The organism is Mesorhizobium sp. M0244, assembly GCF_040321795.1.
Taxonomy (GTDB): Bacteria; Pseudomonadota; Alphaproteobacteria; order Rhizobiales; family Rhizobiaceae; genus Mesorhizobium.
The window spans coordinates 37535-61525 of the sequence record NZ_JAMYSE010000018.1; the positions used below are offsets into that span (position 1 = coordinate 37535).

Here is a 23991-nt window from a genome sequence, read left to right on the forward strand (position 1 = left end):
ATGTGCGACGGACCGTGCTGGCTTCCTAGCATCAGGATAGAGCATACGCCTGCAACCTTCATAACCCGATGCCGCGCTTCTTTCCCAGGCTCCAATCCACGCCCCCCGTATCCGAGCCCACGACCCCGGTAACTTGATTACCCAATCGCTTTTCGAGCGACGGCGACCAGGGCACGAGCTTGAATTCGAGTCCATTATCGATCATCGCGAGCCGGCCTGAAGCCAGCGAGAAACGCCGCCGGTAAATCCCAGCCACTTGATCGCCGTTGGCAGCCTTCGTGAATGACAGGCCCGTCTCGGCGGCGAGGCGGGCACCGAGCGATTCCACCTCATGATCGTGTAGTGTATCGATCAGATTGCGCGCAAGAATGACGCGCTGTCCCTCGCGCCTGGCCAGATCGCGCCTGACAAGGTGGTCGACCCGATCTTGCAGCGCCTGTCTTACGTCCCTTCCAAAGCCGCCCTCACCGAATTCGGCAGGCTCGCGTGCAACGAGTTGGCGATCGAGCCAAGTCGCGCCGGAAGCATGGACCTGCTGTTCGATTGAGAGGTCGGAGCGGACGGCGAGCCTGACCCGGCCACCGCCATTTGCACTCGCATCGCGGCACAACTCCACGACCGAGCCCGGGTCGGAGTCTCCGGCCGCATTAGGGTCATGGAAGCGAAGGTGGTGTGTGCGCCCATCGATGCCGTCGACGATGGCATAGGCCGAGCCCCACAGTTCGTCGTCGAGGCCGCGTTCGAGCAGTCGGCCGATCACGGGCGCATCAATCTTTTCGGCGGCCAGCACATAGTCGGCTGTCCCTCTTTTTAGCCCATGCACGGTGAGACTGCGGTGCATGCGCTTGATGATGTCGCCGCGTTCACCGAGGGCGCGCAAAGTTGCCTCGGCCTCTTCCACCACCATCCACTGGCCGGGACGGATCTCGTTCGCGAGGCCTAGCCTTTCCAGTTGCCGGAGCCGGCCGACTTTGAGCCCCAGGAACTCGTCGGGCTGGCGATCAGGGTGTGGCGCGAGATCAATGATGCCATGACGGTCGGTGTCGCGAACAAGCTGGCGATCGAGCTGCGTCCAGCGCTCAGCGTCGACCTGCCGCTCGATGGCCTGGCGGATGTCGAGGTCGGTGCGGAGCCCAAGCGTCTGGGTGAGAATGTCGCTCGCCCGATCGCGCATGCCCTGGCGGATGTAGTCGCGCGAGATGACAAGACTCTCGCCGGCGTCGGCTACGCCGCGAACGAGGATGTGAACGTGCGGATGTTCGGTGTTCCAGTGATCGACGGCAATCCAGTCGAGCCTCGTGCCGAGGTCGCACTCCATGTCGACCATCAGGTCACGAGCGAAGTTCTTGAGGTCGCCGAGCTCCATTGCATCGTCCGGCGAAACGATGAAACGGAAGTGATGCCGATCGTCCTTGCAGCGGTCGGAGAAGGCGTCATGATCTGCCTCTTTGGTGTCGGGACCGAACATCCTCGCCTTCTCGCCATCACGTGTAACACCTTCGCGGCGAAGATATTTGAGATGGGTGGCGAGAGGCGCAGACCCTCTGAACTGCCTCACCACACGGGCCTTGATAACGGCGCCGCGTGAGCGGTCAGAGATGAGGCGACTGGCGCGGATGCTCGCTGACCTGCCGCGGCCAAACGTTGAAGCTCGTGGGGAGGTGATCCGGCCCTCGCGTGTAAGGTGACCGCCAGCGCGCTGTGTGGCCGCAAGAGCCTGGAAGATGAAGGGTCTTGCGCGCTGGCCAGCGCGGGAGCGGATACGACCAGGGCGGACGCGAAAGCTATCGTCACGTTTCATGCTAGGCAGCCACGAGGTGCGGTTTCCATTGAAAGACTGAAAAAATGGGAATAGCGCACATCGCCGATTGTGCCAGCACATCGCGAAATGAGTCGAAAATTATAAGGAAAACAATCGGCCGAACCGAGCCGCACCTCGCGGCCCTTTATCCTGCCACTCTCTCCGCCCTCATCTGCGGCCAACCCTTCCGCCGCAATTTCCGCGACGGAACAGGCCGGAATGCGATTGAGGAGGAACGTGGCGATCATCGCGATATGGCTAAAGAAGGCTGAGTGAATAGGCCGCAAACAGCGTGGTTCGATTGGAAATCGGTTTCACCCGGCCGTGGCTCGGTCGCGGTCAGGTCCGCAACAGGATTGCCCATTGGCGACCGCATTGCGGGCGAATGAATCGCCGTGAAGATCGTCTCTGCATAACCATTGCCACCCGATGCAGCGGCGTTCCCAATGTCATGGGGATGCGCAAAAATCGTGGCACCGAGTGAGCTGGCTCTGCCCCTTCCTTGCCGTGCGCGCCGCGGACTGGGAACTGCACCATTGAGCAGCGGCGCGAGTTTCCTGACGTAGTCGACCGTCTCGCGTGGCAGCGGACGGCCGGCTGAGAGATGTTCCTTGTACCGACCAGGACCGGCATTGTAAGCGGCAAGAAAGCCGCTGCGCCCGAAGCTGTCGAGCATTTCGCGAAGATATGCTGCACCTGCAAGAATGTTGTCACGCGGTTTATAGGGATCGTCACCGAGACGGTATTTGATGCGCAGTTCTTCCCACGTCGCCGGCATTATCTGCATCAGCCCCATCGCGCCCTTGCTTGAAAGCGCACGAACATCGCCGAAGCTCTCGATCTGTATGACGCCGCGAAGCAAACGCTCTGGAATGGCGAACCGTTTAGCCGCTTCCCGGATATGCCCCGACCACGGGCCAGCCGACAGGATCGTGCTCTCGGAGTGCGCCGGCCGTTCACCATGAGAGGAAGCCGCTGCACCAGCGCCAAGCTGAGGAGTTCGCTGCCGAGTATCTGATCCGGAATGACGAATTCATCGCCGAGTGTCGCCAGCTCGCATCGCGGCTCTCTGGTTCCGGAGAACCTGTCGACCAGCCCGACTTCGCCACCCGTTGGGGCGCGCGATTTCAAAACTGCCGGTGCCGGACGTCCGGAAGCTGAGAACATCATCTGGACAGAACAGGCCTCGCCGCGCGTGCTCCGGGCCACGCGGGTATCTGCCCCTATCAGCCATTTCCATCAGACAGTTCGACCCTCCAGCCTTGGCGGAGCCAGCGTTTGGCCGCAGGACGAAGGCCTTCACATTATTTGGTCTACCTCAATTGGGAAAAGCCATCTCGTCGCTGATGACCGCGCCGGTGAATTCAACGCTATCCTTCTACCGCTCGACGCTGCATTCGAGACGCGGCTCGATGCAGCGCGCCGGTTCTGGCGCGCACTGAACGGCCGGGCAGCCAGTTCATCCTACGGCGCGCTACCGCAACAGACCAAGACCAGGCATATCCTCAATTTACGCGCACATGACGGTCACCGCACGGGTGCAACCTATCGTCAGCTCGCGGAGGTGCTGTTTTCGCAAGAGCCGATTGTGCCGCGAGATTGGCGTGATCATCATCTCCGCCACAAGGTCCGAGCTACCTTACGTCGTGCAGCTTTTTTAGTCGCCGGCGGCTATCGCGATCTTCTCTTCTACCCCCACAGCCGTAGCGAAAAGTCCGGCCGCCGAAGTCTTTCGTCGGGGTAGCAAAAACGCGCCCCCCAATCTTTGCCCTCCCTCGCCTTTCCTCATTTCGATCATGTTCCACTTCGCGCGTCCCGGCAGGCCAGGACGACAGCAGAACCGAATGGAGATCGAGCGATGTCGAAGGGTCCCGCGGACGCGCCCCAAAAATATTTGCGCACAAAGGAGGCAGCACCCATCGTCGGGCTCTGCACCCGCACACTCGAAAAGCACCGGACCTATGGCACTGGCCCAAAATACCGAAAGGTCGGCGGGCGCGTTCTCTACGACATCAACGACCTGCACGCCTGGATAGAGCTCGGCGCACGCACCTCCACCAGCGATGCGAACGCGACCTATGTTCCGCGGGCAAAACCGCATGCAGCCCGCGCGCCGGCTTATGTCGGCAGGCGCGACCGCAGCTCCTGATCTGTGGCGTAACGAAAATGCAGTATGGCGCGACCGTTCAGCAGCAGCTTGCGCTGCCGGCCGGCTAGGCCTTGCGCTTAACGGAAGCGAACACCGTGGCAAGCTGGCGGCGCATCGGTTCGGCGGTCTGCGAGATGCCGTCCACAGAGGCATGACAACGGTTGCCACCTGCGTCATGCTCGCTCTCGCGAGGCCCGACGCATCGGCGTCAACATTCAGGGGGATGAGGAAGTTGGATAGTTGGAGAGTCGGCAAACCATCATGCCGATTCAGCAAAGTGGAGCGACGCCGGCGGCGTCAGTGCGGAGCGCCGCCAGCGAGAAGAGATCGGTAGCCGCTGGTCGTCATCCATCGCGCGCGGGCAAGATGGGTCTCCCAGGACCGGAACGCCCGCTCCGGCTCCTGCTCGGGGTCTATATGCAAGACGATCCTGGCCACCTCTCGCCAATCGGCATCTTCCGCCGCCGCGTCAAGCAGGCGAATGTAGGTGAGCAGACGCTCCTCGTCATAGCCGGTCAGGACCGGGGCATCCGGCGCAATGTCGGCGACATCAGGATCGAGCAGCGGTTTAAGCATGATATTTGACCGTTCATATTTCGATCGCGATCTCGAAGGAGCCGTCCTTTAGATCGAGCACCAATCATAGCGAATAGGAACGATCATTCCTAGAACGATAGTTCCCTTTCTGGTCCCTAATCCGTCATGAATCTCAAGGAGATCATGGCGGCCAACATGCGTCGTCTGCGCCATGACCAGAACGTGACGCAGGAGGAACTGGCCGCCCGCTCTGGACTGAGCATGCGTTACGTCGGATCGATCGAGCGCGCTCGGGTCTCGGCCAGCATCAGTGTTCTTGGGAGAATCGCAACTGCGCTGAATGTGGACCCATGCGAGTTGATCAGAAAATCGGCACCGTGAGTTGACGTCGGAAACACCGCGAATTTTCGATGATCGGCGAGGCAACATGCAGGAATGAAGTCTCCAGTCGCGAACACGACCGGTAGTCGCCCCCAAGTTCGACGGAGCTCGTTGCGCAGCGACTGCGCTCAACTTGTCGCGTGAAAGGAGATCGGCCCCGCCCTGTTCGTCCGGGCGGAGCCTTGGTCGGGGCCTTACTCGGCGTTGCGGCGGCCGTTGGGCCGGGACCAGATGAGGCTGTAGCCTTCGCCTTCCTCATCGTTGAAGAGGTTGGCGTAGATCGGAGCGGTGAAGCTCGGATCGTCCAACTTCAGGCCGAGATAGTCGCGGCCCTCATTGGACCATGCGGCGCCGATCTCGACCTGCCCGACGAAGACACGGTGGCTGGGGGCGTTGTCGCCAGAGCGGTTGGTCTCGGGTACGATGCGGACGTTCTTGGTCTGGAGCGAGAGGGTGACGATTTCGCCGGTGAACTCGTTGTTGCCGGTCTTCTTGAAGGTTCCGATGATCGCCATAACAGTTCTCCTTGAACTCTGTTGCGAGCCCGCACTATGCGGCCTCGATGGCGATCGGCGGGCCGGAGGCAATCGACGCCGCATCGCTTGCGACCGCAGCGCCAGCGGAGGATGGCAGCCAAGCGACTTTGTTGTTTGGCGAGGAATGACGGCGCAGCCGGCAGGGGAAGAAAGTCGATCGGTGCCATTGCGGCTTAGTCGATCGAGGCGCAGCCGACTTCGGCCAGATCAGCCCATTGAAGAGGCCGTTTGGAGCGGTCGGCCAGACAGAGACATCCATTGAGAACCTGGCGATACCGTCGCACCGGCGAAATTCCGGTTATGACGACCACCGGCGTCGACGCTCCTTCTGTACAAGCTTCGATAAGTTGCAAGCTGTTGCCAGCACCGCGCTTAAGACACGCACGCGATGGGCTCAACTCAAGGCTGACGTGCCCCACCGGATACTCGCCAACTTTCGAACGAGACGGCACGTCGCAGTGGATCCGAACTATGCGTCGCGCTCAAGGCGTGTCAGCCTCACCAGTAACGATGCGATGGCTGGTCAGAAACAGCCTCCAGCCCGCCTCGGTCGTTCGGTGAGTTCGCCCGAGCCAGGCACTGTCCGGTTGAACCGGGGCCGCTATCGTCTTGTCCGCAGTTGCAATGGCGGCTGTGACCGAACCAAGCCACCGGCCCTCAAACAGGCGTCTCGTGTATGGCTTGCGTGGCGGGTAGCCTGCGAGCGCAGCTGATACGCCGAAGGCAAGCGCGACAGCGTTGCGCACCCTCCCTAGCACCGGGATGCGGACGTAAGTATTGCGAAAGCAGGAATGATGCCGGGGGCGGAAAATCTGACAAACCGGGGCCGAGCATTCCGGCGAAGTACAAAAAAACAGGCTCTCGCTGTCCGACGCGGCCCTATCGTGCAACGGAGACATTGAAGCGCTTACGCGCTGCCTTCGTTGGTGCGGAAGTCGAGGACCGGGATGCCGAGCTTCCTGGCCTTATCGGCAAGATTGTTCTGGATGCCGGTGCCGGGAAAGACGATGACGCCGATCGGAAGCACGTCCAGCATTGCGTCGTTGCGCTTGAACGGGGCGGCCTTGCCGTGTTTTGTCCAGTCGGGCGCGAAGCCGATCTGCGCCACCTTGCGATGGTCGGCCCAGCGGGATGCGATCTTCTCGGCGCCCTTCGGCGACTTGCCATGCATCAGCACCATGTCGGAGTGCTTGGCGTGGACCTGGTCGAGCTTGGCCCAGATCAGCTGGTGGTCGTTGAAGTCGAGGCCGCCGGTGAAGGCGATCTTCGGGCCAAGCGGCAACAGCACCTCGTGCGCGGCACGTTTCTTCGCAGCCAGAAAATCGCGACTGTCGATCATCGCCGAGGTCATCGCCTTGTGATTGACCATCGATCCGCTGCGCGGCCGCCAGCTCGATCCGGTGTGGCGCTCGTAATGCTCCGCGGCCTGATCGCGCATCAGTTCGAAGGCGTTCTGGCGTTCCACTAGCGTCTGTCCCTCGGCCGTCAAGCGTTCCAGCTCGACTGATTTCACCTCGCTGCCATCCTGCTCACGCTGGCTACGGCGCTGCGCCTGCTCGTTGTAATCGAGTTCGCGCTCGATCCGGTTGGTGGCACGGTGGAAGACGTTGACGGTCGACCACAGGAGATCGTCGAGATCGGGCTCAAGGCGAGTGTCTTCCAGTGTCGCGATGATGGCGTCGAAGATGTCGGCGATCGCGCCGGCGACGCGGTGGCCCTCCGGAAGCGGTCGAGGATCAGGCTCATCCGCGAAGGGGCGGTAGCCGTAGAGCTGAAGCTCGGTGAGGGCGTGGTCGATGGGTGATGAGGCGTGCTGTGTTTCGTAGTCGTCGTGCTCGCTCATTGGATGCTCCTGTTTTGGACCGCGACCCTCGCGGCCTTCATGGCGACGAAAGCCGGCGAACGGGACGGATCTGCACCCGCAGTGAAGCGGAGGGCCGGAGCGTCAGCGGAGGAGGACGAAGGCCGGCTATTTTGCCTCGCGATCGAAAGCGCTCGCTTGGGCGCGCGCCGGAAAATAGTCGGCCGAAGACGTTGCGGCTCCGGGCCGTTTGCAGGCCGATCGCCCTCTCGAAGGCCGGGGCGCGGTTGTCTCCGACCTTAGGGGCATCCGAACGATGCCGGCGACAGCGGCACGCTTGTCCGGTCCGGGCTATGCCGCAACTGTCATGAAACGGCCGATGTCCTGGGGGGCGAGCTGGACACGGGCGCGCGCCCGAAGATCATCCACGCCGAGCGTACAGAGATCTTCGTTGAAGTCCCCAAGTGCCGGCGAGAGCACGATCGCCTCGATCCCGGCAGCATTCGCTCTTTCGATCAAGGTGTCACGCGCGCCGTCACCGGCTGGATCGGCGTCGCGCACGATGTAGAGCCGTCTCAGCGTGAGGGGGAACAGGATGGCAGCAAGATGGGCGGCCGAGAGTGCTGCGGCCACGGCCATATCGGGCAGAATGCACCGAAGCGACAAGAGCGTCTCGATGCCTTCGCCGGCCGCCATGACTTCGCCGGGCAGACCAAAGCGAACCGCGTGCCCGAGAAGGTCGCCCATCGCGCGCCTCGGCGTATCGACCGGTGCCTTGCCCCTGCCGGAAGGATCAATCCAGGTGCGATGCGCGCCAGTCAAACGACCGTCGAGATCGGTGACGGAAGCGATCATCGCCGGCCAGGTCTCGGTCGGCGAGTGTTCGTCGGGCCGATAATAGCAGCGCGGGTGGAAACGCAGGCTTTCGGTCCCGTGCAAAGCAGTAATCCTGCGATTGCGCAGATACGTCTCTACGACCGTGCCCGCAATCGGCCGCGACATCGCAAACAACCGACGCGCTGCTTCCGATGATCCGGATGGCGTGGCTACCGATTTCAACCGGGGGGAAGTCTGCTTTGGTTCGAGATGCGGTAAGCCGAGGAACGCCATTGCCTCATTGGCAACGTCCCTGAAGTCGATCAAGCCGCAGCTTTCGCGGATCACGTCGAGAAGATCGCCATGCTCGCCTGTCGCCGCATCGGTCCACTTGCCGGCTGCTCCTTTTCCGCTCTGCGACCCGATGAGCCGCACGAACATCGAGCGGCCTGGCGTGTTTTGGACATCGCCGACAAGCCAGTAGCGGCCCTCGCGATGCCCGTTCGAAAGATAGTGGCGACAAACTGCCTCAGCCTGCCGGCCGAGGCGTTGCGCCAGTTCGGACGCATCGTGCCGGGCCATCAGGCATACTCCCGCATGTCGATGCGCTGCACGGGATAACGCTCCAGCAGCTTGGCCAGAATTGCGGATCCAGGTGCCTGTGGCTCAGCGAGATTGGCCGACCCGGCGCGACTCTCGGCGACAAGGCGGTCGATGCCTCCACTGCTGGTCTTGCGCACGATGAGGCGCGAGCGGGTTGCCACTTCAGCTACGAGGTCCGGTAGATCCCCGATCCAGATGCCGGCCTTGACGCGCCGGACCTTGGACTGGGAGAGCACCACCTTCTTGAAGGGGATGTCTCGCGAGGACGAAAGGGTGATCTTCTGAACGGCAGTAGCCATCGGGATGTACTCCGAGACGGGCAGCCGAGAGCCTCTCTCTCGACCTCCAAACCCGTCATGGAGATCCCGCCACTCCTCGTCCTCTTATGCTTGGCAGCCAACGGATGTTGTCGCGGAACAGCAGCTCGGTCATGGCGCTCCTGTTCACAAAAGACGGCTGCAACATGCAGACGTGCAGCGGCAGTAATGAAGGGCGACAGCACGGCGAAGAGCGGCGAGAGCGGCCGGTCGCCCCAATGGAAGCATAGCTCCGCTCTGCAACACGACTTCGGCGCAGCGGCGTCCGGCACCGAGACCACGCAGCAGAGTTCGATGGCCAACCGAGCGCAGTTGCGACGAGATACCGATCTGGAAGCGGGCGGTCATCACGCTGCCTGCCGCTGATCGTCGTCAGCAGTGACGTTGCCAGGCAAGAAGCGAAGGAGATACTCCGCAGCCCTGCTCGCCTGAGAGGCGGCGTTGCGGCGTGCACGATCGCACGGTTGTCTGCGCGAAGCACTCCCAGCCAGGAGCCGATATAGTCGGCATGACGTACGGTCGGTTTGATGCCCAGCGAGGCGCAGCAGAAAGCGGCGCTCATCTCTGCCCATTATCTGAACAGTCAAGCTGTCTATTGATTTGCCACAGCCACGAACTCGCTGATTCCACGCGTTAGTTCGGTCGTGCGTTGGCGTGAGACAGTTTCGACACTCATGGCTATAGTCGTGTGGCTATATCGAGATTGGAAGCCAAGATGCAGATGGACGAAGCCGCCGCCAACCCGGCAGATAACGACGGCAGGGAATCTGCCCCCGCGCAGCGGAGCATCCCCGGTGCCTTTGGTGGAGGCGCCGGCATCGGGGCGCTCGGCGGCCTGATCGGGCTCGGCGGGGCGGAGTTCCGGCTTCCTTTGTTGATCGGCGCGTTCCGGTTCGTTGCACTGGAAGCGGTGATCCTCAACAAGGCGATGAGTCTGGTGGTGGTGGCCTCGGCGCTGCCGTTCCGGGCCGCGGCCGTGCCTTGGGAGGCCGTCGTGGCGCATTGGACGGTCATCGTCAACCTGCTCGCAGGAAGCCTGGCCGGAGCCTGGTTCGGGGCCGGGTGGGCGACGCGGCTGAGATCCGGAACACTCTACCGGATCATCGCGGTTCTGCTGCTGCTGATCGCGGTGGTGCTCCTGGTCGGGCATGATGCGCATGATGGTGGCCACCCGCTGCTTGAAGGGCCGGCCCAGCTCATCGCCGGTGTCGCTGCCGGCGCCGTGATCGGGGTGGTCGCGTCGCTCCTCGGAGTAGCCGGCGGCGAACTGCTGATCCCGACGCTCGTCCTCCTGTTGGGCTGCGATATCAAGCTGGCCGGGAGTCTCTCGCTTGCGGTCAGCCTGCCGACGATGCTGATGGGCTTCACACGCTACAGCCGTGACCGGAGCTTTGCCGTGCTCGGACGCAACAAGCTGTTCGTCTTCGTCATGGCGGCGGGATCGATCGTCGGCAGCTTCATCGGCGCGCGACTGCTAGGCATTTTGCCGAGCCCGCTTCTGCTGCCGTTGCTGGCGCTAATCTTGGTCGTCAGCGCGGTGAAGGTGTGGCGGCATCGTTGAGGCATAGGCAGTCAGCTTAAGCCGGCTGCTGGGCGTGCATCCAGTCGGCGATCTCTTGCGCCTTGCTGGCGGCAGTGAAGATGGCGCGCTTGTCGGAGCGGAGCACCTCAAGCCAGGAGGCGATATAGCGGGCGTGATCGGGCCGCGGCTCGACGCTGAGGTCGAGATCGGCGCAGATCATGGCGCTGAGAAGCTCGACCGTGCATTCCTCCATGGCATAGGCGGCCGAGCCGAACCGCCCGGTGAGATCGCGGTCGAGGCGGTGCCTGGCGCCAGAAGCGTGCCCGCATTCGTGGAGCAGCACGGCGTAATAGGCAACGGCGTCCCGGAAACAGGCGAACTCGGGCATCTGCACGTGATCCCTGGAGGGGATGTAACAGGCCCGCGAGCCGCCGTGGCGGATGTCGATGCTCAGCGCCGCGCAGAAGCGCTCGGCGCGCTCGATCCGCTCGGCCTCGGGCAGCACCGGCACTGTGGGTGGCGTATAGCCGTCGACCTGCGTGCAGTTGAAGACTGTGTAGCCGCGAGCGAACATGCACCGGGCGGGATCGTCGCGCTCCTCGTCGCCGTGCTGGGCGTCCGCCGCGCCGTGGCGATCGGCGATCTTCCAGAACACGACAAGGTGGCCGCGCTCGCCCTTGCGAACCTGAGCGCCAATCTCCTGCCATTGGCGATAGGTGCCCCAGATGCCGGCGCGGTAGCCAGCCGCATGTGCCGCAGCCCAAAGGGTGATGACGTTGACCCCGCGATACGTCTTGCGTGAGGCGACGTTGACGGGGGTGGTGATGGCTGATCCGTCATGGTGCCAGGGTATCCGGTAGTCGCCGGCGCCGGCCTCGATGGCGGCAATGATCTGGTTGGTGACGCGCTCATAGATATCGTCAGTGGTCCAGGCCTGGTTGTTGCGATCTGTGGTCATCGGTGCCTCCTGTGCTCGCCCTCTCCGTCGAGGGCGAGGCGACAGGGGCGGACGCGGGAAGCCGGGCCGTCACACCCTGTTCTCGGTGCTGGTGCGGAACAGGGTTGATGGGCCGGCAGCGTTCGCCACAACCGAGCCCCTGCCTCGACTGGCGAGCGCAGGAGGCGCCGACCATGACGATCGGCGAGTTCGGATCGGACCGATTATGATGATGCGCGGCTCTCAGCCGGCGCCGTCATGAGGCGGGCGCCGCAGCGGGACGCCTCTGGCTTCCATAGATCGGGCCAGTTCCTCCCGCAGACCGTCGATCACGCCATCGCGCTCGGCGACCTGCAACGTCAGCACCTGGATATGCTAGCGCAAGCGTGGGGACGCGCGCCCGCAGTTCGGCCATCTCGGCGCCGCGCACGGCGCGGAGCTCGGCTTCGAGAGCGCGGACGCGCTCCTTGAGGGCCTTGGGAGAGGATCGTCGGTGACGCGCTTCGGCCGCCCGGAACTCGGCGAGAAGTGCGACGCACGGTTCGCCGTCGCCCGGCTGACGCCGGCCTCGCGCGCCAGATTGGCGATGGTCAGCGCGCCGTCGGTGCGCTCGGGGCGGCCCTCGAATAGTCGCGCCAGGGCCGCCCTCAGCGCGGCTTCGCTCTTCGGCCCGGGGCGCGATCATGCTTCACCATCCATAGAGGTGCAATCAGCCGGCGCTTGGGCTCGTTGTCCCGCAGGATCGCTGTGCGCTGGAGCGGTGAGACAGCGCTTCGCCCTCCACGATCGAGGCCTGCCAAGGTTCGCGGTGGCGGGCGGTCAAGCAGGCGTTCACGGTCCGAGCTGCATCGCGACAAGGCCGGCATCGATCGCTCAGAGTCCGGCGAGCCGCTGAGGCAGAGCGCGGTTGCGGCTTCGAACAGGCAGTCGTTGAGGAATCCGACGTGCAAGGTCCGGCCGAGATGGGCCAACATGGTGCGCAGCCGCTTGCGGTTCATGATCCGGCCAGGAAGATCGCCAAGCTCGTCCTGCGCGCGGGCGAACTCGCGCCGCAGCCGCGCAGCACCCGGTCCAGCCGGACCGTCACGGCGCAGATAGGCCTCGTAGTAGGTGACAATGTCGTCGAGCTGGCCGAGCGCGCGCTCGCGCTCGACAGCACGGCGGAAGTCGGCCTGCGCCGATTAGGCATAGCCCTCGAACATGGCGACGGAGGAGTGCTTGTACCGGATCTTGCCGGCGACGGTGCCGAACGGCCGGTTGGCGATGTACCAGGCGATCGTGCGGCGGAGCTGCCGTGTCGTGAACTTCCAGGGTTCGTCGTCGATGCGCGCGATCGCCGGTCCGCCTTGCGAGCGCGCGTCGAGGCCGTCGCGGAAGAGGTTGAGCGTTGGCGTCGCACCCAAGTCGAGATGATCGTTGCTCCAAGGCCAGTCCTTGAGCGCCACCCAAAGGGATGACAGCCCCTTCTCCTTGCGATTGCGCGCCGAGCACCTCCATCACAGCGACGGCGCGGGCGACCGGCTCGATCGTGATCCAGTCGGCCTGGATGCCCCGTGCCCCACGGCGCTTGTAGACGGTGCTGCGCAGCCGGTACCGCTCGACCAGGCCGTCGGCGCTGCGCACCGGCGACACACAGCCCGACTGCATCGCCTGCACCTCGCTATCGCGCATGCCAGTGAGGTAAGCGCAGACGAGATAGCAGGCACCCTGCAGCATTAGCCGAAAGCCGGGCGCGCGGGCGTTGCGGCGCAAGAGCGGCCCGGCCGGCAGTATGGAAGACGTAGGCCGAACCGATGGCCGATGCCCGTCAGGAGTGGCCGGATTGGAAGCGGAGGCCAGCCAAAGACTTGTTGGTGCGATCATTCCGATTAACAGGTCGAAGGCGCATTTTCGGCGCAGCACCTCCGGTCGGCGGTTTTCGCAGCCGATTTTTTGGAGAAGAGTTCTCCGGTAGCAGTGCATCCAGAACGGCGAGACAGAAAAGCACGCTCAACGAGACCCGCGAACGGATCGGATCTGAGAACTGCTGAGGACTCCTTATTGAAAGTCCCCGACCAATTCGACGAGACCACGCCTCTGCGCGTCGAGATCGCTGCGCGAATTGCCTTTCCCGACGGCTCGATGAGCGCAGCGGGCTTGCGCAAGGAACGTGACGCCGGTCGACTTGAAACGGAGCTAATCGCCGGAAAGGAATACGTCACCTTGATGGCAATCGCTAGAATGAGGGAACTATGCCGCGGACGTCGAAAGGGCCACGCCTTGTATGGCGTGACGAAAGCTGGAAAACCGATGGAATGCTCCGAAACAAAGCTGGATGGTTTATCCGCGATGGAACAACCTTCATCAGCGCTGGCGGCAGCGAAAAAGGCCGTCCAGGAACTGAAGCGGAAAAGGCGCTCGCCGCCTACATTGCAAGCAAATACCACCAAGCGCGCGGAGCCGAAGATGTCTTGATTGCCGATGTGGTCAACCTCTACCTTAAAGAGGTTGCACCGAAGCACGCCACACCAGAAGAGACGGCGGCTCGGCTGGACAAGATCCTCGATTTCTTCGGGGAAAAGACACTCGCCGCCATCAACGGCAAACTCTGCCGCGAGTACGTCTCGTCGCGCCCCACCGAAGCCGCGGCGCGCCGCCAACTCGAGGATCTTCGTGCGGCCATCAACTATTACCGCAAGGAGGGTTATACAACCGCCGCACCGACGATCACCCTGCCTGACAAGGCCGCTGCACGCGAGCGCTGGTTGACCCGCAGTGAGGCGGCCGCCCTCATCTGGGCCGCTTGGCGTATGAAGCAGACTTGGAAGGGCCAAGAGAGTGGTCGGCGCACCGGGCGACATCTCGCGCGCTTCATCCTCGTCGCGCTTTATACAGGAACGCGCTCGGCCGCAATCTGCGGTGCCGCCATGCGTCCAACCAAAGGGCGCGGTTATGTGGACCTCGACCGCGGTATCTTCTATCGCGGTGCCGCTGGCGCAAGGAAAACCAAGAAGCGCCAACCCCCCGTGCCCCTGCCGGAGCGGCTGCTGGCGCACCTCCGGCGCTGGGCGCGCACTGATCTCCACATCGAGACCAAATCACGCGGCAAAAGTGCGAACATCGGTCGCAAGATATCGCAGGATTTTGTCGTGGAGTGGAATGGAAAGCCGGTGCAATCGATAGACAAGAGCTTCAAGACGGCGCGCGAAATCGCCGGCCTGGGGCCCGGCGTCACTCCGCACGTGTTCCGCCACACCGCCGCGACTTGGATGATGCAGGCCGGCACCGATATGTGGCAGGCGGCGGGCTTTCTTGGCATCACAGTGGATGTCCTGATCGAAACTTATGGTCATCATCATCCTAATTTCTTGGCAGACGCCGCCGAGAAGATCACGAAGAAGCCCGTTTTCGCCAAGTCGCCGAAAACCGTCCTCAGGATAACTCAAACTACAAAACACGAACGCGGTGTGCTCATCCCACAGGTTTCCCACAGAGAGGGCGAAAGGAAACGCGACCAGTCGTGAGCGAGCGTGACGAAGGAGCCCAGGAACTTGCGGTCTGCCGGCAAATCCACATCGTTCGGGACGATGGGCCTGCAGGTTCAAATCCTGCCACGCGCACCACCGCCCAAAGGATCCACTCCGGCTCCCCGGGATCGGCGAAGCCGCGAATTACGAATTCTCCATAGCCCTTCGCCAAGAAGCGCCGCAAGAACCCAAGATGCGAAAACGCGACCGAGACCGCGCGGAAGCACCTCGCCTCGCTGGCGGTCCCCTACGTCGCTTCGAGACCAAGCTGTCGCTGTCGCTCGCAAGGGTGGTGAAGTGCGGACCCGTGATCTGACGAATGCAGGAATCCCCCTGGTGTTACCTATCCCGGATGCGCGAGGAGGGTCTGCTTGTGAAGGTCGGTTACGGGCGGTATCGCGCCGCGGAGTCCACCGCCCCGTGATCTTGAGCCGCATCCAGGACTTATCGATCGCGAATGCCTCGGGCCATCTCCTGGATGCAGGAAGCATACTGCCGTGGGCAAATATCGAGCTCAACGAGCTTGCAGCGCTTGTCAATGACTTTGCGGCCTACGTCGAGGAACTGGCCGGCAAGGGCGATTTTGCACTCGAGCTTGTTCCGACAACCGCGGCTTATGGCAAGTTCCCCACCCAATCAGGGCGTTCCGCGACGGGGGTTGAAGCGAGGGCCAAAGCTGTCGTCAGGCCCAAAGCTGTCGTCAGGCATTGTCGGGTGCTAAGCCGATGGGGAAGCAGTGAGCATTACCGTTCGATACCGATCCAGAATCAACGGCCTGCTTTGCAATGTTGACACCTTCCCCGACGACTCAATGATGCCGACCGGGCGAATAGCTGGTGGGATCGAAAGCTTGATATCCTCGGCAGTGAGATTTGCGATCAGGAGGCGGGTGCTCTCGCCGATGCGATATGCAACAACCGCGATGCCGGAGCGATCGACCGCAACTTCGTAGCGTTCGGCGCCCGACGCTGTAGCCAGTTCGGCGTGGACTGCCTGGACCGGGAGGCGCCCCCCGGCGCCGTTGAGCAAGCCGAACGACCCCGTTGGGGACGCGACGATAAGACGATGGACGCCCGCTGCTGCAGCCTGCGCAGCGACACCGACCGCGAAAGCCGCCCCGAATAACGCATTATGCCGGGGGTCCTCGTCAGCAGCAGGGATTCGCACACGGGCAGGATTTGCTACCACACTCTGTCCGTAGGGATTGTGCCGCATGCCGATCGTGCACGGTCCAAGCCAGATCGGTTTTTGTGAAGTTAGTCGTCGCGCCGTTGCGATGACGGATGGATAGACGCCCAACGTTTCCATCACCGATAGATCGTCGGCCGCATGAACGATGGCTGCATTGCCGAAGAAGACGAAATCGGCATTGCCGGTCGGTGGGTTGTGATTGAATTCCGTGAAGAAGGATGGCGTCCCGGCGCCAATAGCAGCGGTGATACCGGTTGTTTTGAGCGCGTTCACCAGATCGCTGACGGGCCGTTCGCCTATAGGCACCAGGTTCGACACCCGCGTCCTGAATTCGCGCCGGGGCGAAACCAGGATTGCGCTCGGATCGACACCCGACGATCTGATTGCATCGACGACAGTCCTTGCCTCGGCTGTCGGATCAACTGCATCAAAGATCACCTCGATCGCCAGCCGGGCACCGATCGAGGCTGCGAAGGTCGCCGCTTTGCCCAGCGTGCGCTCGTCATGCCCGCGCCAACCATCGAAGCGGACAATGATCTCCGGCACAGGGCCAAGCAACGAGGCACCGGCCACAGCCGCGGGCAGGTCGTCAGGATCGAGGAACAATGCCATGGACGGCATCCGTCCAGCAGGTGCACCTAGCGTCAGCGTCGCCTTATCGACGGCTCGGGGTCGCGTCGCCGATGTCTTGGCCTCGATGGAGACCGTAACACGCTGGATATCCTTCGACCCCTTGCCGATGACATAAGGGCGGGGTTTCGACAGCGGACGGACATAGGTCTTGAACGAGGCGTCGGTCCAGTTGCGCTGATCCTCCATCTCGAAGGCATCGCCTTCCATGGCGACCGTGCAGGTGAGGCCGGGCGTGGGTTCGTGCGTCAGTGCGCTGATGTCGAAGGCCGGCTGATCCGGGCTGATCATCTCCGGAAATATCGTCTCCTCGATTAGGCCGTCGCTATGTCTGATCGTCAGCCTTCCGCCCGCGGCCTCCGACGGATGCAGAACGACGAAACCGGTGCGATTGGTCGGAAAATCGGTGAGGGCGACGCCCTCCGCCTCCATCACCAGCCCACCCGAAGCTTTGCCCGCAATTTTCATTCGGTAGGAAAAGCTGCCCTGCGGACCGGTGCACAGCCCGTCATAGCTGACCTCGAACGCAGCCTCGCCTTCCGATACCCGGATGTTCGAAAGCTCGGCCTTGTATGTCCCCCAAGACGCATCCCGTGCCAGATAGTTGATGGCGCGGACGACCTCGATGCTGGCGAAGCAGACCGTGCGAAGGTTGCCGTGTTCGAGGATGGCGGTCAGCGGTCCTGCAGCGAGAACCCGGCGCTCGGCAACCGGCTCGTCCGTGCCGAACAGATCGAAGTTGCTGACACCGGCGCTCATGTCCGTTCCGGAGTCTTGGCGTTTTCCTGGACCGCGTAGGCAATGACCGTCTTGCTGATCACGAGGTCACGCGAGCGTTGGTCGAATTGACGGAAATGCTCCGAGGCGAGATGCAGATCGAAAGCGGCGCGATCCTTGTAAATCTCATATAGGAAGACACATGTGGTCTCTGCCGCGTGCTCGCGTGTCAGCACGTCGAAGCGGAAGCAATCCGGCTCGAGTTCGACGGAAAGCGCCGCATTTTCACTGACCAGCCGATGGAATTCGGGAAAGGCACCCTCTACGAGTTCGAATGCCACGGTGATCGCGAAAGCGGCGGCGCTGACCCTTTCCTTCGCTCGTCTTGGCGCTTTTCCCCCACCCGTCGTCATTGCGCCCTCCGACCCTTTGAGGCGACGCTGAGACTTTCCTTCCACTGTGCCGGTACGATTGCCCGGTGTTCCGCCGCCGCGCGGTATGCGGCGTCAACGAGGGCGTAAGTCCTGAGGTTGTCCTGACCCGATGTTTCGGCAGGCACGCCGCGCTGCAGACAGTCGAGAAAATGCCGGCAGGCAACAAACGCGCCTTCCTGGGCGACATGCCAGGGAGCGCTGGTCCATGACCGCAGCGGCGAGCCGATGTCCTCTTCGGTCGTCGATCCGTTTCTGGTCACCCGCATAAGCGAGCCCGGGCGAACGATGATCGAGCCTTTGTCGCCCTCGATCTCTACCAGCGTTTCCGGGAACGGGTCGGGGTCGCGTCGCGCCTCGTATGTGCATTCGACGACGCTGACGGTGCCGCTGCGATGACGCAGAAGCATCGTGGCCGTGTCTTCGGCTCGCACCTTCGGGTTGCGGCGCTGGGTTTCACAGGAGATACGCTCGACCTCGCCCAGAAAGAAACGTGCGAGGTCGAGCACGTGGACGCCGACGTCGGCGATTGCCAGGCGTTCCTCGTCATAGAAGTAGGGCTGCCTGCGATAGACGTCGAAACCGGTTCGAAATGTCACACGCGCCCAGCTCGGGGTGCCGATAGCACCGCTGTCGATGACGCGGCGGACATGCCGCATCGGCGTCTGGAAGCGAAAGTTCTCGTGAACCGCGAGCCAAACGCCCGCCTTGTCGGCTGCCTCCACGATGGCAACGCAGTCTTCCCAGGCCGGAGCGAACGGCTTCTGCACGATGGTGGCGCTGCCGCGCGAAATCGCCAGTTCGCAGAGCGCGCGGTGCGTGTCGTAGCGAGTGACGATATCGACGGCGTCAAGGCGCTCGCTTACGAGCATCGTCGCGGCGTCCGTATGGAACGGAACGCCGAAAGCACGGCCGGCCGCTTCGGCCTTGCCGGCATCGACGTCGCAGACAGCGGCAAGCACCGCGCCTTCTCTCGCAAGATCCTTCCACGCATGCAGATGGTTCTGCGCGTAGAAGCCGCAGCCGATGACGCCGATGCGGATCGCCCCCTTCGCCATTTTTATCCCGCAACGATCGGTGTTCTGAGGATGCCGATACCCTCGGCTTCGATCTCGACGACGTCGCCGGCCTTCATGAAGATCGGCGGCTTCTGGAAGATGCCGACGCCTGCCGGCGTTCCCGTCGAGACGATGTCGCCGGGTTCGAGCGGAATATATTGCGACAGGAAGGAAACCAGCAGCGGCAACGAGAACAGCCAGTCCGACGTGCTGCCGTCCTGCAGCGTCTTGCCGTTCAGCCGCGTCTTCAGCGCAACATTGTCGGGATGCGGCATCGCGTCTGATGTCACGATGCACGGACCGATCGGCGAGAAGCCGGCAAAGTTCTTGCCGATGGTGATCTGGTTGTCTTTGAACTGAACGTCGCGTGCCGAAATGTCGTTGAGCAGCGTGTAGCCGAAGATCGCCGGCATCACGTCGGCTTCCTTCGCCTTGTGCAGCTTCCTGCCGATGACGGCCGAGAACTCCACCTCGTAATCCATCTGCTCGGTCCTGACCGGCTTTTCGACCGGAACGTCGGGTCCGACAACCGAGGTCGGCAGCTTGGTGAAGAAGAACGGCTCGGTCGGCATTTTCGCGTTGGGGTTTTCCTCGGCGTGGCCCTTGTAGTTGATGCCGGAGCACAGCACCTTGCCTGGTCGGATAGGGGCTTCGAGCGTGACATCGGTCAACGCATAGCGCGGCGCCTTGGCGACGCCACCACGGATTTGATCCAGCATCTTTTTGCCGCCTAGCACGATCTCCATCACGCTGCCGACGATGCCAGCCTCTGTCAGGCACGCGACGTGATCGCCGTCGAGCACGCCGGCATGATGGGCATGGCCTCCTTTGCGATGGGAGAAAGTAACGAGCTTCATCTAGTCCTCCGGAAGGAATACGGCCTTGTGCAGGGCCATTGGATTTTCTGCGAGTTTCTGGAAGACATCCGGTGCTTCGCCGAGTGCGAAAGAACTTGCGATCTTCGGGTAATGGATCTTGCCGGAGGCGAGCAGGGCTAGTGCCTCGGGAAAGCAGTCGACCGAGGCACGCGAGCCGAGGATCGTCACTTCCTTGCGGGTGAAGTCGAGGCCGGGGAAGGTGATACCCTGGCCCTTCTTGACTAGGCCGAGAATGACGATGCGTCCGCCGGCGGCTACGAGATCGATGGTCTCTTCCATCGCTGGTGCGGCTCCCGTCGCTTCCATCACCACCGGCATGCCTTCGCCGTTGGTGATTTCGTGCACGCGTTCCAGAAGGCCGGCTCCGCCGGCGACCGGTATGGCGCCGAGGTCGGCCGCGGTCGATAGGCGCTCGGCCGAGAGATCTGTGGCGTAGACCTTTGCACCGGCGGCGCGGGCCACTTCGACGATCGCCAGCCCGATCGGTCCGGCGCCAAGCACGAGCACCGTATCTTGCGAGGTTACCATGCCGCGGCGGCAGCCCTGCACGCCGATGGCCACCGGCTCGGCGAACGCCGCCTCGAAGTCGGTGAGCGTCTCCGGCACGACATTGAGATTCTGAACTGGCGCCGTCACGAAATCGGCGAAGCCGCCTTCGCGATGGACGCCGACAATGGTGAGATTGGCACAGCAGTTTCGCTTGCCGATCCGGCAGGGATAGCAGTGTCCGCAACCGATGAACGGGTCGACGACGACGCGTGTGCCGATTGCAGGACCGGTGGTGCCGACGCCATAGGCTTCGACGACGCCGGCAATCTCGTGGCAGCCGATCCTTGGATAGGTCACGTAGGGATTCTTGCCGGTGTAGATGTAGAGATCGCCGGCGCAAAGCCCGGCAGCCCTGACGCGAACCTGCACCTCTCCCGCTTGCGGCTCCGGCTTCGGCACCTCGGCCATGCGGATCGAAAAGGGGCCGTCAAAGATCGCTGCAAGCATCGCGTCAGGCCGCCTTGGCCGGCCGCACGACCTTGCCGTTGCGGTCGAATTCGATCCAATCGCCGGCACGCAGCAGATAGGGATCGGCAATCGCTTCACCGCGAGCCTTGGCCGCGCGATGGTGCTTCATGTATTCGGCAACGTCCTTGTCGTCATCGAGCTTGATGTAGTGGCAAGGGAGCACCGTCTCGAGGCCCAGCCATTGCGTGGCAAGCACTCCTTCATACGGGCTCATCTCGCCGGTCAGCATTTCGCCCGGCATCGGATTGAGATGCAGGATCTCCTGCGGGTTGGCGATGCCTATGCAGCCGACATTCGGCTTGTAGAGCTCGGCCTGCAGCTTGATGTCCGAGAAGATGGCCGTATCGCCGTAGTGGTAGAAGCGCAGATTGTCGTCGGCGTAGACGATGAAGGCCATCGGCACGCCGGAAATGAAGGAATTGTCCTTCAGCCTGATTTGTGACCAGTGATGGCATTCGAGCGGCTGGATCTCGATGCCTGCGACCTTGACCCGGATGCCCCAGGTGGTGGCCCGGATCTGGTTGGCCGGAATGCCGCGGTCCATCAGCCAGGCCTTGACCTCGCCGCCGCAGACGATTGGACAGCCATATTTGGCGGCGATCTTGTCGGTGTCGCCGAGGTGGTCGAAGGCCGCATGGCTGACGATGACCAGATCGACATGATCGAACTCGGTCGACTTTGTCGCCGCGCCCGGATTCTGATCCAGGAACGGATCGCACAGGATGCGCAATCCGTCGCGTGTCAGGATTTCGTAAGCGGCGACACCATGGAAGCGCATGCGGGTGGTTGGATGGGTCATGGTCAATCCGCCTTCTTCTTTTCGATGAGCAGGGGCAGCCTTGCAAAACCGCGCCGATCGCCCCTGGTCTTCCAGCGCGGCGCGACCGCCGGGTCGAGCGCAAGGCCAATTCCGGCCTCGATCAACGCCTCAAGTGTTACTGCGAATTCCATGCGGGCGACGCCGGCGCCAGCGCATAGATGCGGCCCTGCGCCAAAGGTGAGATGCCTGTTCGGCTTTCGATCCAGGCGCAGTTCGTCCGGCGCCTCGAACGCCGCCGGATCGCGGTTGGCGGAGCCGAAGCCCAAGGCGACGATGTCGCCGGCCTTTATTCGGCGCTCGTGCACGGACAGGTCGCGCGCGGCGTTGCGGCCGAAAATCTGGATCGGCGCGAAAAAGCGCAGGAATTCCTCGACCGCCGTCGGGATCAGGCTTGGCTCTGCCACCAGCCGCGCCAAGCTGCCCGGATTTTCGGCGAGCCAATGCAGCATGACCGAGAGGCCGTCGGCGGTGGTCTCGAAACCGGCGCCGAAAACCACGGTCATGAAGGATCGTATCTGGCCGTCGTCGAGACTTTCGCCATCGATCTCGGCGGCCATCAGCATGCTGATGAAGTCGCCGGTCGGTGCTGTCCGGCGCGCCGCTATCAGCCCGTCGATATAGGCAACGAGTTCGCGGCTCGCAGCCGCGCCGGCAATGGGATCGCTGACGTCGAACATTTTGGTGATCCAGCCGAGCCAGCGTTCGGAATCAGCCAGCGGGACGTCGGTGAAGGCGGCAAGCGAGGCGATCGCGACCGGCACACAGAATTCGGCCACGGCATCGGCGCTGCCCTTGTCTGCCATGCGTCCAAGGATCGAGGCAGCGAGGTTTCCGATGCGCGGCGTGATCTCTGCGACCCGTTCCGGCGTGAACACCGAATTGACCAGGGCCCGGTAGCGGGAATGGCGTGGCGGATCGATCTCGATCGGCAGCATCGGCTCGGTACGCGGCGTGATGACCGGGATCGCGGTAACGCCCGCGACGCTCGATGTATAGTCGCGCCAGTTGATGGCGCCGGCGCGCACGTTGTCATAGCGGGTCATCAGCCAGAAGCCGCCATGCTTGTTGGAGCGGGCGATCGGACACTCACGACGCAACCGATCATATGCGGCGAACGGATCGCGCACGAACGCCGGATCGTGGATGTCCACGTCCTCTGGAATCTGCGGCTCGTTCTGGGTTGCGGTATCCGACATGGCTTTCTGTCACGATGAGATTCAGGAGGTCGTCCGGCGGCGGGAGCTGATATGCCGCCGGACGCCGTGCGAGCCTTGAACCAAGGCTCTTCGATATCCGAGTCCAGCCTACTTCACCTTCAGCGCGGTCAGCACCTTGTCGACGTTGTCCTTGGTCACCAGCAGCACGCCAGTATCCAGCGTGTCTGGAATCGGACGGCCACCTTCGGCTGACGAAAGACCGGCCGACTTCAAGGTGTTGTGGTTGTAGTCATGCAGGAGCTTCACAGCGTAGTAGATGAACAGCTCCCGGTTCTGCACGACGATGCCGTCGACCCAGCCTTCCTTCGCCGACTTGAAGAAGTCTGGCGTCTGCTCCATGGCGGTCACCTTGATGTCGCCCGGATTTTTGCCAGCTTCACGCAGTGCCGTTACGATGCCGGCACCTGATTCGGAATCGAAACCGGCCAGCCCGGCAATGTCTGGATGGGCGGCAAGGATCGCCGCCGTCACCTGCGCCGCCTTCTGCGCATCGCCACCGTCGTCCTCATTGGCGACGATGGTGTATTTGCCGCCGCCATTGGCTTCGACATAGGCTTTGAAGCCGGCCACCGCTTCACGCATGTTGCCGGCGTTGATGATCGACATCGAGGCAACCTTGCCGCCGTTCGGCAGCATTTCCATGAGTTTCTTGGCCTGCGCCACGCCGACCTGTGTCCAGTTCGTGCCGATATAGGCGAGGCGGCCGGAGTTAGGCAGATCGCCGTCGTCGACAACGGTCGGCACGCCTTGCTCCATGCACTTCTTGACGGATTCGGTCAGTGACGGATCCCAGCCGCCGACGACGGAGACACCGTTCGGCTTCTGCGCGCAGACCTGATCGACAGCGGAGATGAAGCCCGGCACGTCGAAATCGGTCGGCCCGGCGACGATCACCTTCACGCCGAGTTCTTCGGCGATCCGCTTCATGCCGACATAGTCATATTGCACGAAGAGCGGCAGGTTGGCCTTGTTGGAAATCCAGTAATACGTCTCCTTGGCGTCGGCCGGCCCGAAGGATGACTCCTGCGCGCTTGCCGGACAAATATAGAGCAATGCCGTGGCCGCGAGCGCTGCGCCGGAAAGTATCGTTCTCACTATCGATTTCATGCCCGTTTCCTCCTGATGT

General features: G+C 62.7%; 24 protein-coding genes and 1 pseudogene. 6 read left to right on the plus strand and 19 right to left on the minus strand.

The features are described from left to right. Positions 1-58: 58 nt before the first annotated feature. The 3 genes from NKJ08_RS14155 to NKJ08_RS39025 are packed head-to-tail and all read right to left on the minus strand — an operon-like array spanning position 59 to position 2663. Positions 59-1801 carry a relaxase/mobilization nuclease domain-containing protein gene (locus NKJ08_RS14155; protein ID WP_352781993.1) on the minus strand — a complete coding sequence of 581 codons (1743 nt, stop codon included), beginning with the start codon at positions 1799-1801 and terminating at the stop codon, positions 59-61. Continuing rightward, positions 1798-2049: a hypothetical protein gene (locus tag NKJ08_RS14160; protein ID WP_352527056.1), complete on the minus strand. Its 252-nt coding sequence runs from the start codon at positions 2047-2049 to the stop codon at positions 1798-1800. Before NKJ08_RS14160 ends, NKJ08_RS14155 begins: the two co-directional genes overlap by 4 nt. Further along, positions 2046-2663, minus strand: coding sequence for a lytic transglycosylase domain-containing protein (locus tag NKJ08_RS39025; protein WP_502906336.1), 618 nt, complete (start codon positions 2661-2663; stop codon positions 2046-2048). Before NKJ08_RS39025 ends, NKJ08_RS14160 begins: the two co-directional genes overlap by 4 nt. A 155-nt stretch (positions 2664-2818) precedes the next feature. Here NKJ08_RS39025 and NKJ08_RS14170 point away from each other — a divergent pair, with 155 nt between their 5' ends. From NKJ08_RS14170 to NKJ08_RS14180, 3 genes are all read left to right on the plus strand, one after another. Then, positions 2819-2962 (plus strand): hypothetical protein, encoded by a 144-nt coding sequence (locus NKJ08_RS14170; protein ID WP_352782013.1) that lies wholly within the window; start codon positions 2819-2821, stop codon positions 2960-2962. Between the two features lie 34 nt (positions 2963-2996). Continuing rightward, entirely contained in the window at positions 2997-3545 is a 549-nt protein-coding gene (locus NKJ08_RS14175) for a DUF2285 domain-containing protein (protein ID WP_352527062.1), read from the plus strand. Between the two features lie 114 nt (positions 3546-3659). After that, on the plus strand, positions 3660-3950 hold the full coding sequence (locus NKJ08_RS14180) for a helix-turn-helix transcriptional regulator (RefSeq protein ID WP_352781994.1): 291 nt from the start codon (positions 3660-3662) through the stop codon (positions 3948-3950). A gap of 297 nt (positions 3951-4247) precedes the next feature. On the opposite strand, the gene NKJ08_RS14185 is transcribed toward NKJ08_RS14180, so the two are convergent. Further along, positions 4248-4526 (minus strand): DNA -binding domain-containing protein, encoded by a 279-nt coding sequence (locus NKJ08_RS14185; RefSeq protein ID WP_352527063.1) that lies wholly within the window; start codon positions 4524-4526, stop codon positions 4248-4250. Positions 4527-4652: 126 nt separating this feature from the next. On the opposite strand from NKJ08_RS14185, the gene NKJ08_RS14190 reads away from it, so the two are divergent. After that, the gene (locus NKJ08_RS14190; protein WP_023674290.1) at positions 4653-4868 is read left to right on the plus strand and encodes a helix-turn-helix domain-containing protein; all 216 of its coding nucleotides are present in this window, start codon (positions 4653-4655) and stop codon (positions 4866-4868) included. 194 nt (positions 4869-5062) lie between these two features. Here NKJ08_RS14190 and NKJ08_RS14195 read toward each other — a convergent pair whose 3' ends face one another. The 5 genes and pseudogenes from NKJ08_RS14195 to NKJ08_RS14215 form a co-directional block, all read right to left on the minus strand. Beyond that, positions 5063-5383, minus strand: coding sequence for a DUF736 domain-containing protein (locus NKJ08_RS14195; RefSeq protein WP_352781995.1), 321 nt, complete (start codon positions 5381-5383; stop codon positions 5063-5065). A gap of 928 nt (positions 5384-6311) precedes the next feature. Beyond that, positions 6312-7247, minus strand: a complete 936-nt coding sequence (locus NKJ08_RS14200) for a DUF2493 domain-containing protein (protein WP_352532555.1) — start codon at positions 7245-7247, stop codon at positions 6312-6314. 309 nt (positions 7248-7556) lie between these two features. Continuing rightward, positions 7557-8603, minus strand: a complete 1047-nt coding sequence (locus tag NKJ08_RS14205) for a DUF7146 domain-containing protein (RefSeq protein WP_352532557.1) — start codon at positions 8601-8603, stop codon at positions 7557-7559. Next, positions 8603-8923 carry a hypothetical protein gene (locus NKJ08_RS14210; RefSeq protein ID WP_352532559.1) on the minus strand — a complete coding sequence of 107 codons (321 nt, stop codon included), beginning with the start codon at positions 8921-8923 and terminating at the stop codon, positions 8603-8605. The genes NKJ08_RS14205 and NKJ08_RS14210 overlap by 1 nt, the downstream gene beginning before the upstream one ends. Before the next feature lie 365 nt (positions 8924-9288). Then, positions 9289-9509: pseudogene (locus NKJ08_RS14215) on the minus strand (zincin-like metallopeptidase domain-containing protein); the annotation flags it as partial. Positions 9510-9662: 153 nt separating this feature from the next. Here NKJ08_RS14215 and NKJ08_RS14220 point away from each other — a divergent pair. After that, entirely contained in the window at positions 9663-10502 is an 840-nt protein-coding gene (locus NKJ08_RS14220) for a sulfite exporter TauE/SafE family protein (RefSeq protein WP_502906337.1), read from the plus strand. Positions 10503-10518: 16 nt separating this feature from the next. Here NKJ08_RS14220 and NKJ08_RS14225 read toward each other — a convergent pair whose 3' ends face one another. Then, on the minus strand, positions 10519-11421 hold the full coding sequence (locus NKJ08_RS14225; protein ID WP_352530601.1) for an ArdC family protein: 903 nt from the start codon (positions 11419-11421) through the stop codon (positions 10519-10521). 1160 nt (positions 11422-12581) lie between these two features. Further along, positions 12582-12845 (minus strand): hypothetical protein, encoded by a 264-nt coding sequence (locus NKJ08_RS14230; protein ID WP_352781997.1) that lies wholly within the window; start codon positions 12843-12845, stop codon positions 12582-12584. 849 nt (positions 12846-13694) lie between these two features. On the opposite strand from NKJ08_RS14230, the gene NKJ08_RS14235 reads away from it, so the two are divergent. Beyond that, positions 13695-14903: a tyrosine-type recombinase/integrase gene (locus tag NKJ08_RS14235; RefSeq protein ID WP_352781998.1), complete on the plus strand. Its 1209-nt coding sequence runs from the start codon at positions 13695-13697 to the stop codon at positions 14901-14903. Positions 14904-15623: 720 nt separating this feature from the next. On the opposite strand, the gene NKJ08_RS14240 is transcribed toward NKJ08_RS14235, so the two are convergent. The 8 genes from NKJ08_RS14240 to NKJ08_RS14275 form a co-directional block, all read right to left on the minus strand. Beyond that, the gene (locus NKJ08_RS14240) at positions 15624-17486 is read right to left on the minus strand and encodes a D-apionate lactonase family protein (RefSeq protein WP_352781999.1); all 1863 of its coding nucleotides are present in this window, start codon (positions 17484-17486) and stop codon (positions 15624-15626) included. After that, entirely contained in the window at positions 17483-17857 is a 375-nt protein-coding gene (locus tag NKJ08_RS14245; protein ID WP_352530609.1) for a putative quinol monooxygenase, read from the minus strand. Before NKJ08_RS14245 ends, NKJ08_RS14240 begins: the two co-directional genes overlap by 4 nt. Further along, entirely contained in the window at positions 17854-18933 is a 1080-nt protein-coding gene (locus NKJ08_RS14250; RefSeq protein ID WP_352782000.1) for a Gfo/Idh/MocA family protein, read from the minus strand. Before NKJ08_RS14250 ends, NKJ08_RS14245 begins: the two co-directional genes overlap by 4 nt. Positions 18934-18935: 2 nt before the next feature. After that, a complete protein-coding gene (locus NKJ08_RS14255; RefSeq protein WP_352530613.1) occupies positions 18936-19790 on the minus strand; it encodes a fumarylacetoacetate hydrolase family protein in 855 nt (284 codons plus the stop codon). Next, the gene (locus tag NKJ08_RS14260) at positions 19791-20807 is read right to left on the minus strand and encodes a zinc-binding alcohol dehydrogenase family protein (protein ID WP_352782001.1); all 1017 of its coding nucleotides are present in this window, start codon (positions 20805-20807) and stop codon (positions 19791-19793) included. A gap of 4 nt (positions 20808-20811) precedes the next feature. Continuing rightward, the gene (locus tag NKJ08_RS14265; protein WP_352530617.1) at positions 20812-21627 is read right to left on the minus strand and encodes an MBL fold metallo-hydrolase; all 816 of its coding nucleotides are present in this window, start codon (positions 21625-21627) and stop codon (positions 20812-20814) included. A 2-nt stretch (positions 21628-21629) separates the two neighbouring features. Then, complete coding sequence (locus NKJ08_RS14270; RefSeq protein WP_352530619.1) at positions 21630-22844, minus strand: cytochrome P450; 1215 nt, start codon at positions 22842-22844, stop codon at positions 21630-21632. Positions 22845-22952: 108 nt separating this feature from the next. Then, on the minus strand, positions 22953-23972 hold the full coding sequence (locus tag NKJ08_RS14275) for a substrate-binding domain-containing protein (RefSeq protein ID WP_352530621.1): 1020 nt from the start codon (positions 23970-23972) through the stop codon (positions 22953-22955). Positions 23973-23991: the final 19 nt, after the last annotated feature.

What these genes read in the sequence shown, in the direction of transcription:
- NKJ08_RS14155 (WP_352781993.1), bottom strand. Translation starts at nt 1,801, where the DNA reads ATGAAACGTGACGATAGCTTTCGCGTCCGCCCTGGTCGTATCCGCTCC.
- NKJ08_RS14160 (WP_352527056.1), bottom strand. Translation starts at nt 2,049, where the DNA reads ATGATCGCCACGTTCCTCCTCAATCGCATTCCGGCCTGTTCCGTCGCG.
- NKJ08_RS14180 (WP_352781994.1), top strand. Translation starts at nt 3,660, where the DNA reads ATGTCGAAGGGTCCCGCGGACGCGCCCCAAAAATATTTGCGCACAAAG.
- NKJ08_RS14185 (WP_352527063.1), bottom strand. Translation starts at nt 4,526, where the DNA reads ATGCTTAAACCGCTGCTCGATCCTGATGTCGCCGACATTGCGCCGGAT.
- NKJ08_RS14190 (WP_023674290.1), top strand. Translation starts at nt 4,653, where the DNA reads ATGAATCTCAAGGAGATCATGGCGGCCAACATGCGTCGTCTGCGCCAT.
- NKJ08_RS14195 (WP_352781995.1), bottom strand. Translation starts at nt 5,383, where the DNA reads ATGGCGATCATCGGAACCTTCAAGAAGACCGGCAACAACGAGTTCACC.
- NKJ08_RS14200 (WP_352532555.1), bottom strand. Translation starts at nt 7,247, where the DNA reads ATGAGCGAGCACGACGACTACGAAACACAGCACGCCTCATCACCCATC.
- NKJ08_RS14205 (WP_352532557.1), bottom strand. Translation starts at nt 8,603, where the DNA reads ATGGCCCGGCACGATGCGTCCGAACTGGCGCAACGCCTCGGCCGGCAG.
- NKJ08_RS14210 (WP_352532559.1), bottom strand. Translation starts at nt 8,923, where the DNA reads ATGGCTACTGCCGTTCAGAAGATCACCCTTTCGTCCTCGCGAGACATC.
- NKJ08_RS14220 (WP_502906337.1), top strand. Translation starts at nt 9,663, where the DNA reads ATGGACGAAGCCGCCGCCAACCCGGCAGATAACGACGGCAGGGAATCT.
- NKJ08_RS14225 (WP_352530601.1), bottom strand. Translation starts at nt 11,421, where the DNA reads ATGACCACAGATCGCAACAACCAGGCCTGGACCACTGACGATATCTAT.
- NKJ08_RS14235 (WP_352781998.1), top strand. Translation starts at nt 13,695, where the DNA reads ATGCTCCGAAACAAAGCTGGATGGTTTATCCGCGATGGAACAACCTTC.
- NKJ08_RS14240 (WP_352781999.1), bottom strand. Translation starts at nt 17,486, where the DNA reads ATGAGCGCCGGTGTCAGCAACTTCGATCTGTTCGGCACGGACGAGCCG.
- NKJ08_RS14245 (WP_352530609.1), bottom strand. Translation starts at nt 17,857, where the DNA reads ATGACGACGGGTGGGGGAAAAGCGCCAAGACGAGCGAAGGAAAGGGTC.
- NKJ08_RS14250 (WP_352782000.1), bottom strand. Translation starts at nt 18,933, where the DNA reads ATGGCGAAGGGGGCGATCCGCATCGGCGTCATCGGCTGCGGCTTCTAC.
- NKJ08_RS14255 (WP_352530613.1), bottom strand. Translation starts at nt 19,790, where the DNA reads ATGAAGCTCGTTACTTTCTCCCATCGCAAAGGAGGCCATGCCCATCAT.
- NKJ08_RS14260 (WP_352782001.1), bottom strand. Translation starts at nt 20,807, where the DNA reads ATGCTTGCAGCGATCTTTGACGGCCCCTTTTCGATCCGCATGGCCGAG.
- NKJ08_RS14265 (WP_352530617.1), bottom strand. Translation starts at nt 21,627, where the DNA reads ATGACCCATCCAACCACCCGCATGCGCTTCCATGGTGTCGCCGCTTAC.
- NKJ08_RS14270 (WP_352530619.1), bottom strand. Translation starts at nt 22,844, where the DNA reads ATGTCGGATACCGCAACCCAGAACGAGCCGCAGATTCCAGAGGACGTG.
- NKJ08_RS14275 (WP_352530621.1), bottom strand. Translation starts at nt 23,972, where the DNA reads ATGAAATCGATAGTGAGAACGATACTTTCCGGCGCAGCGCTCGCGGCC.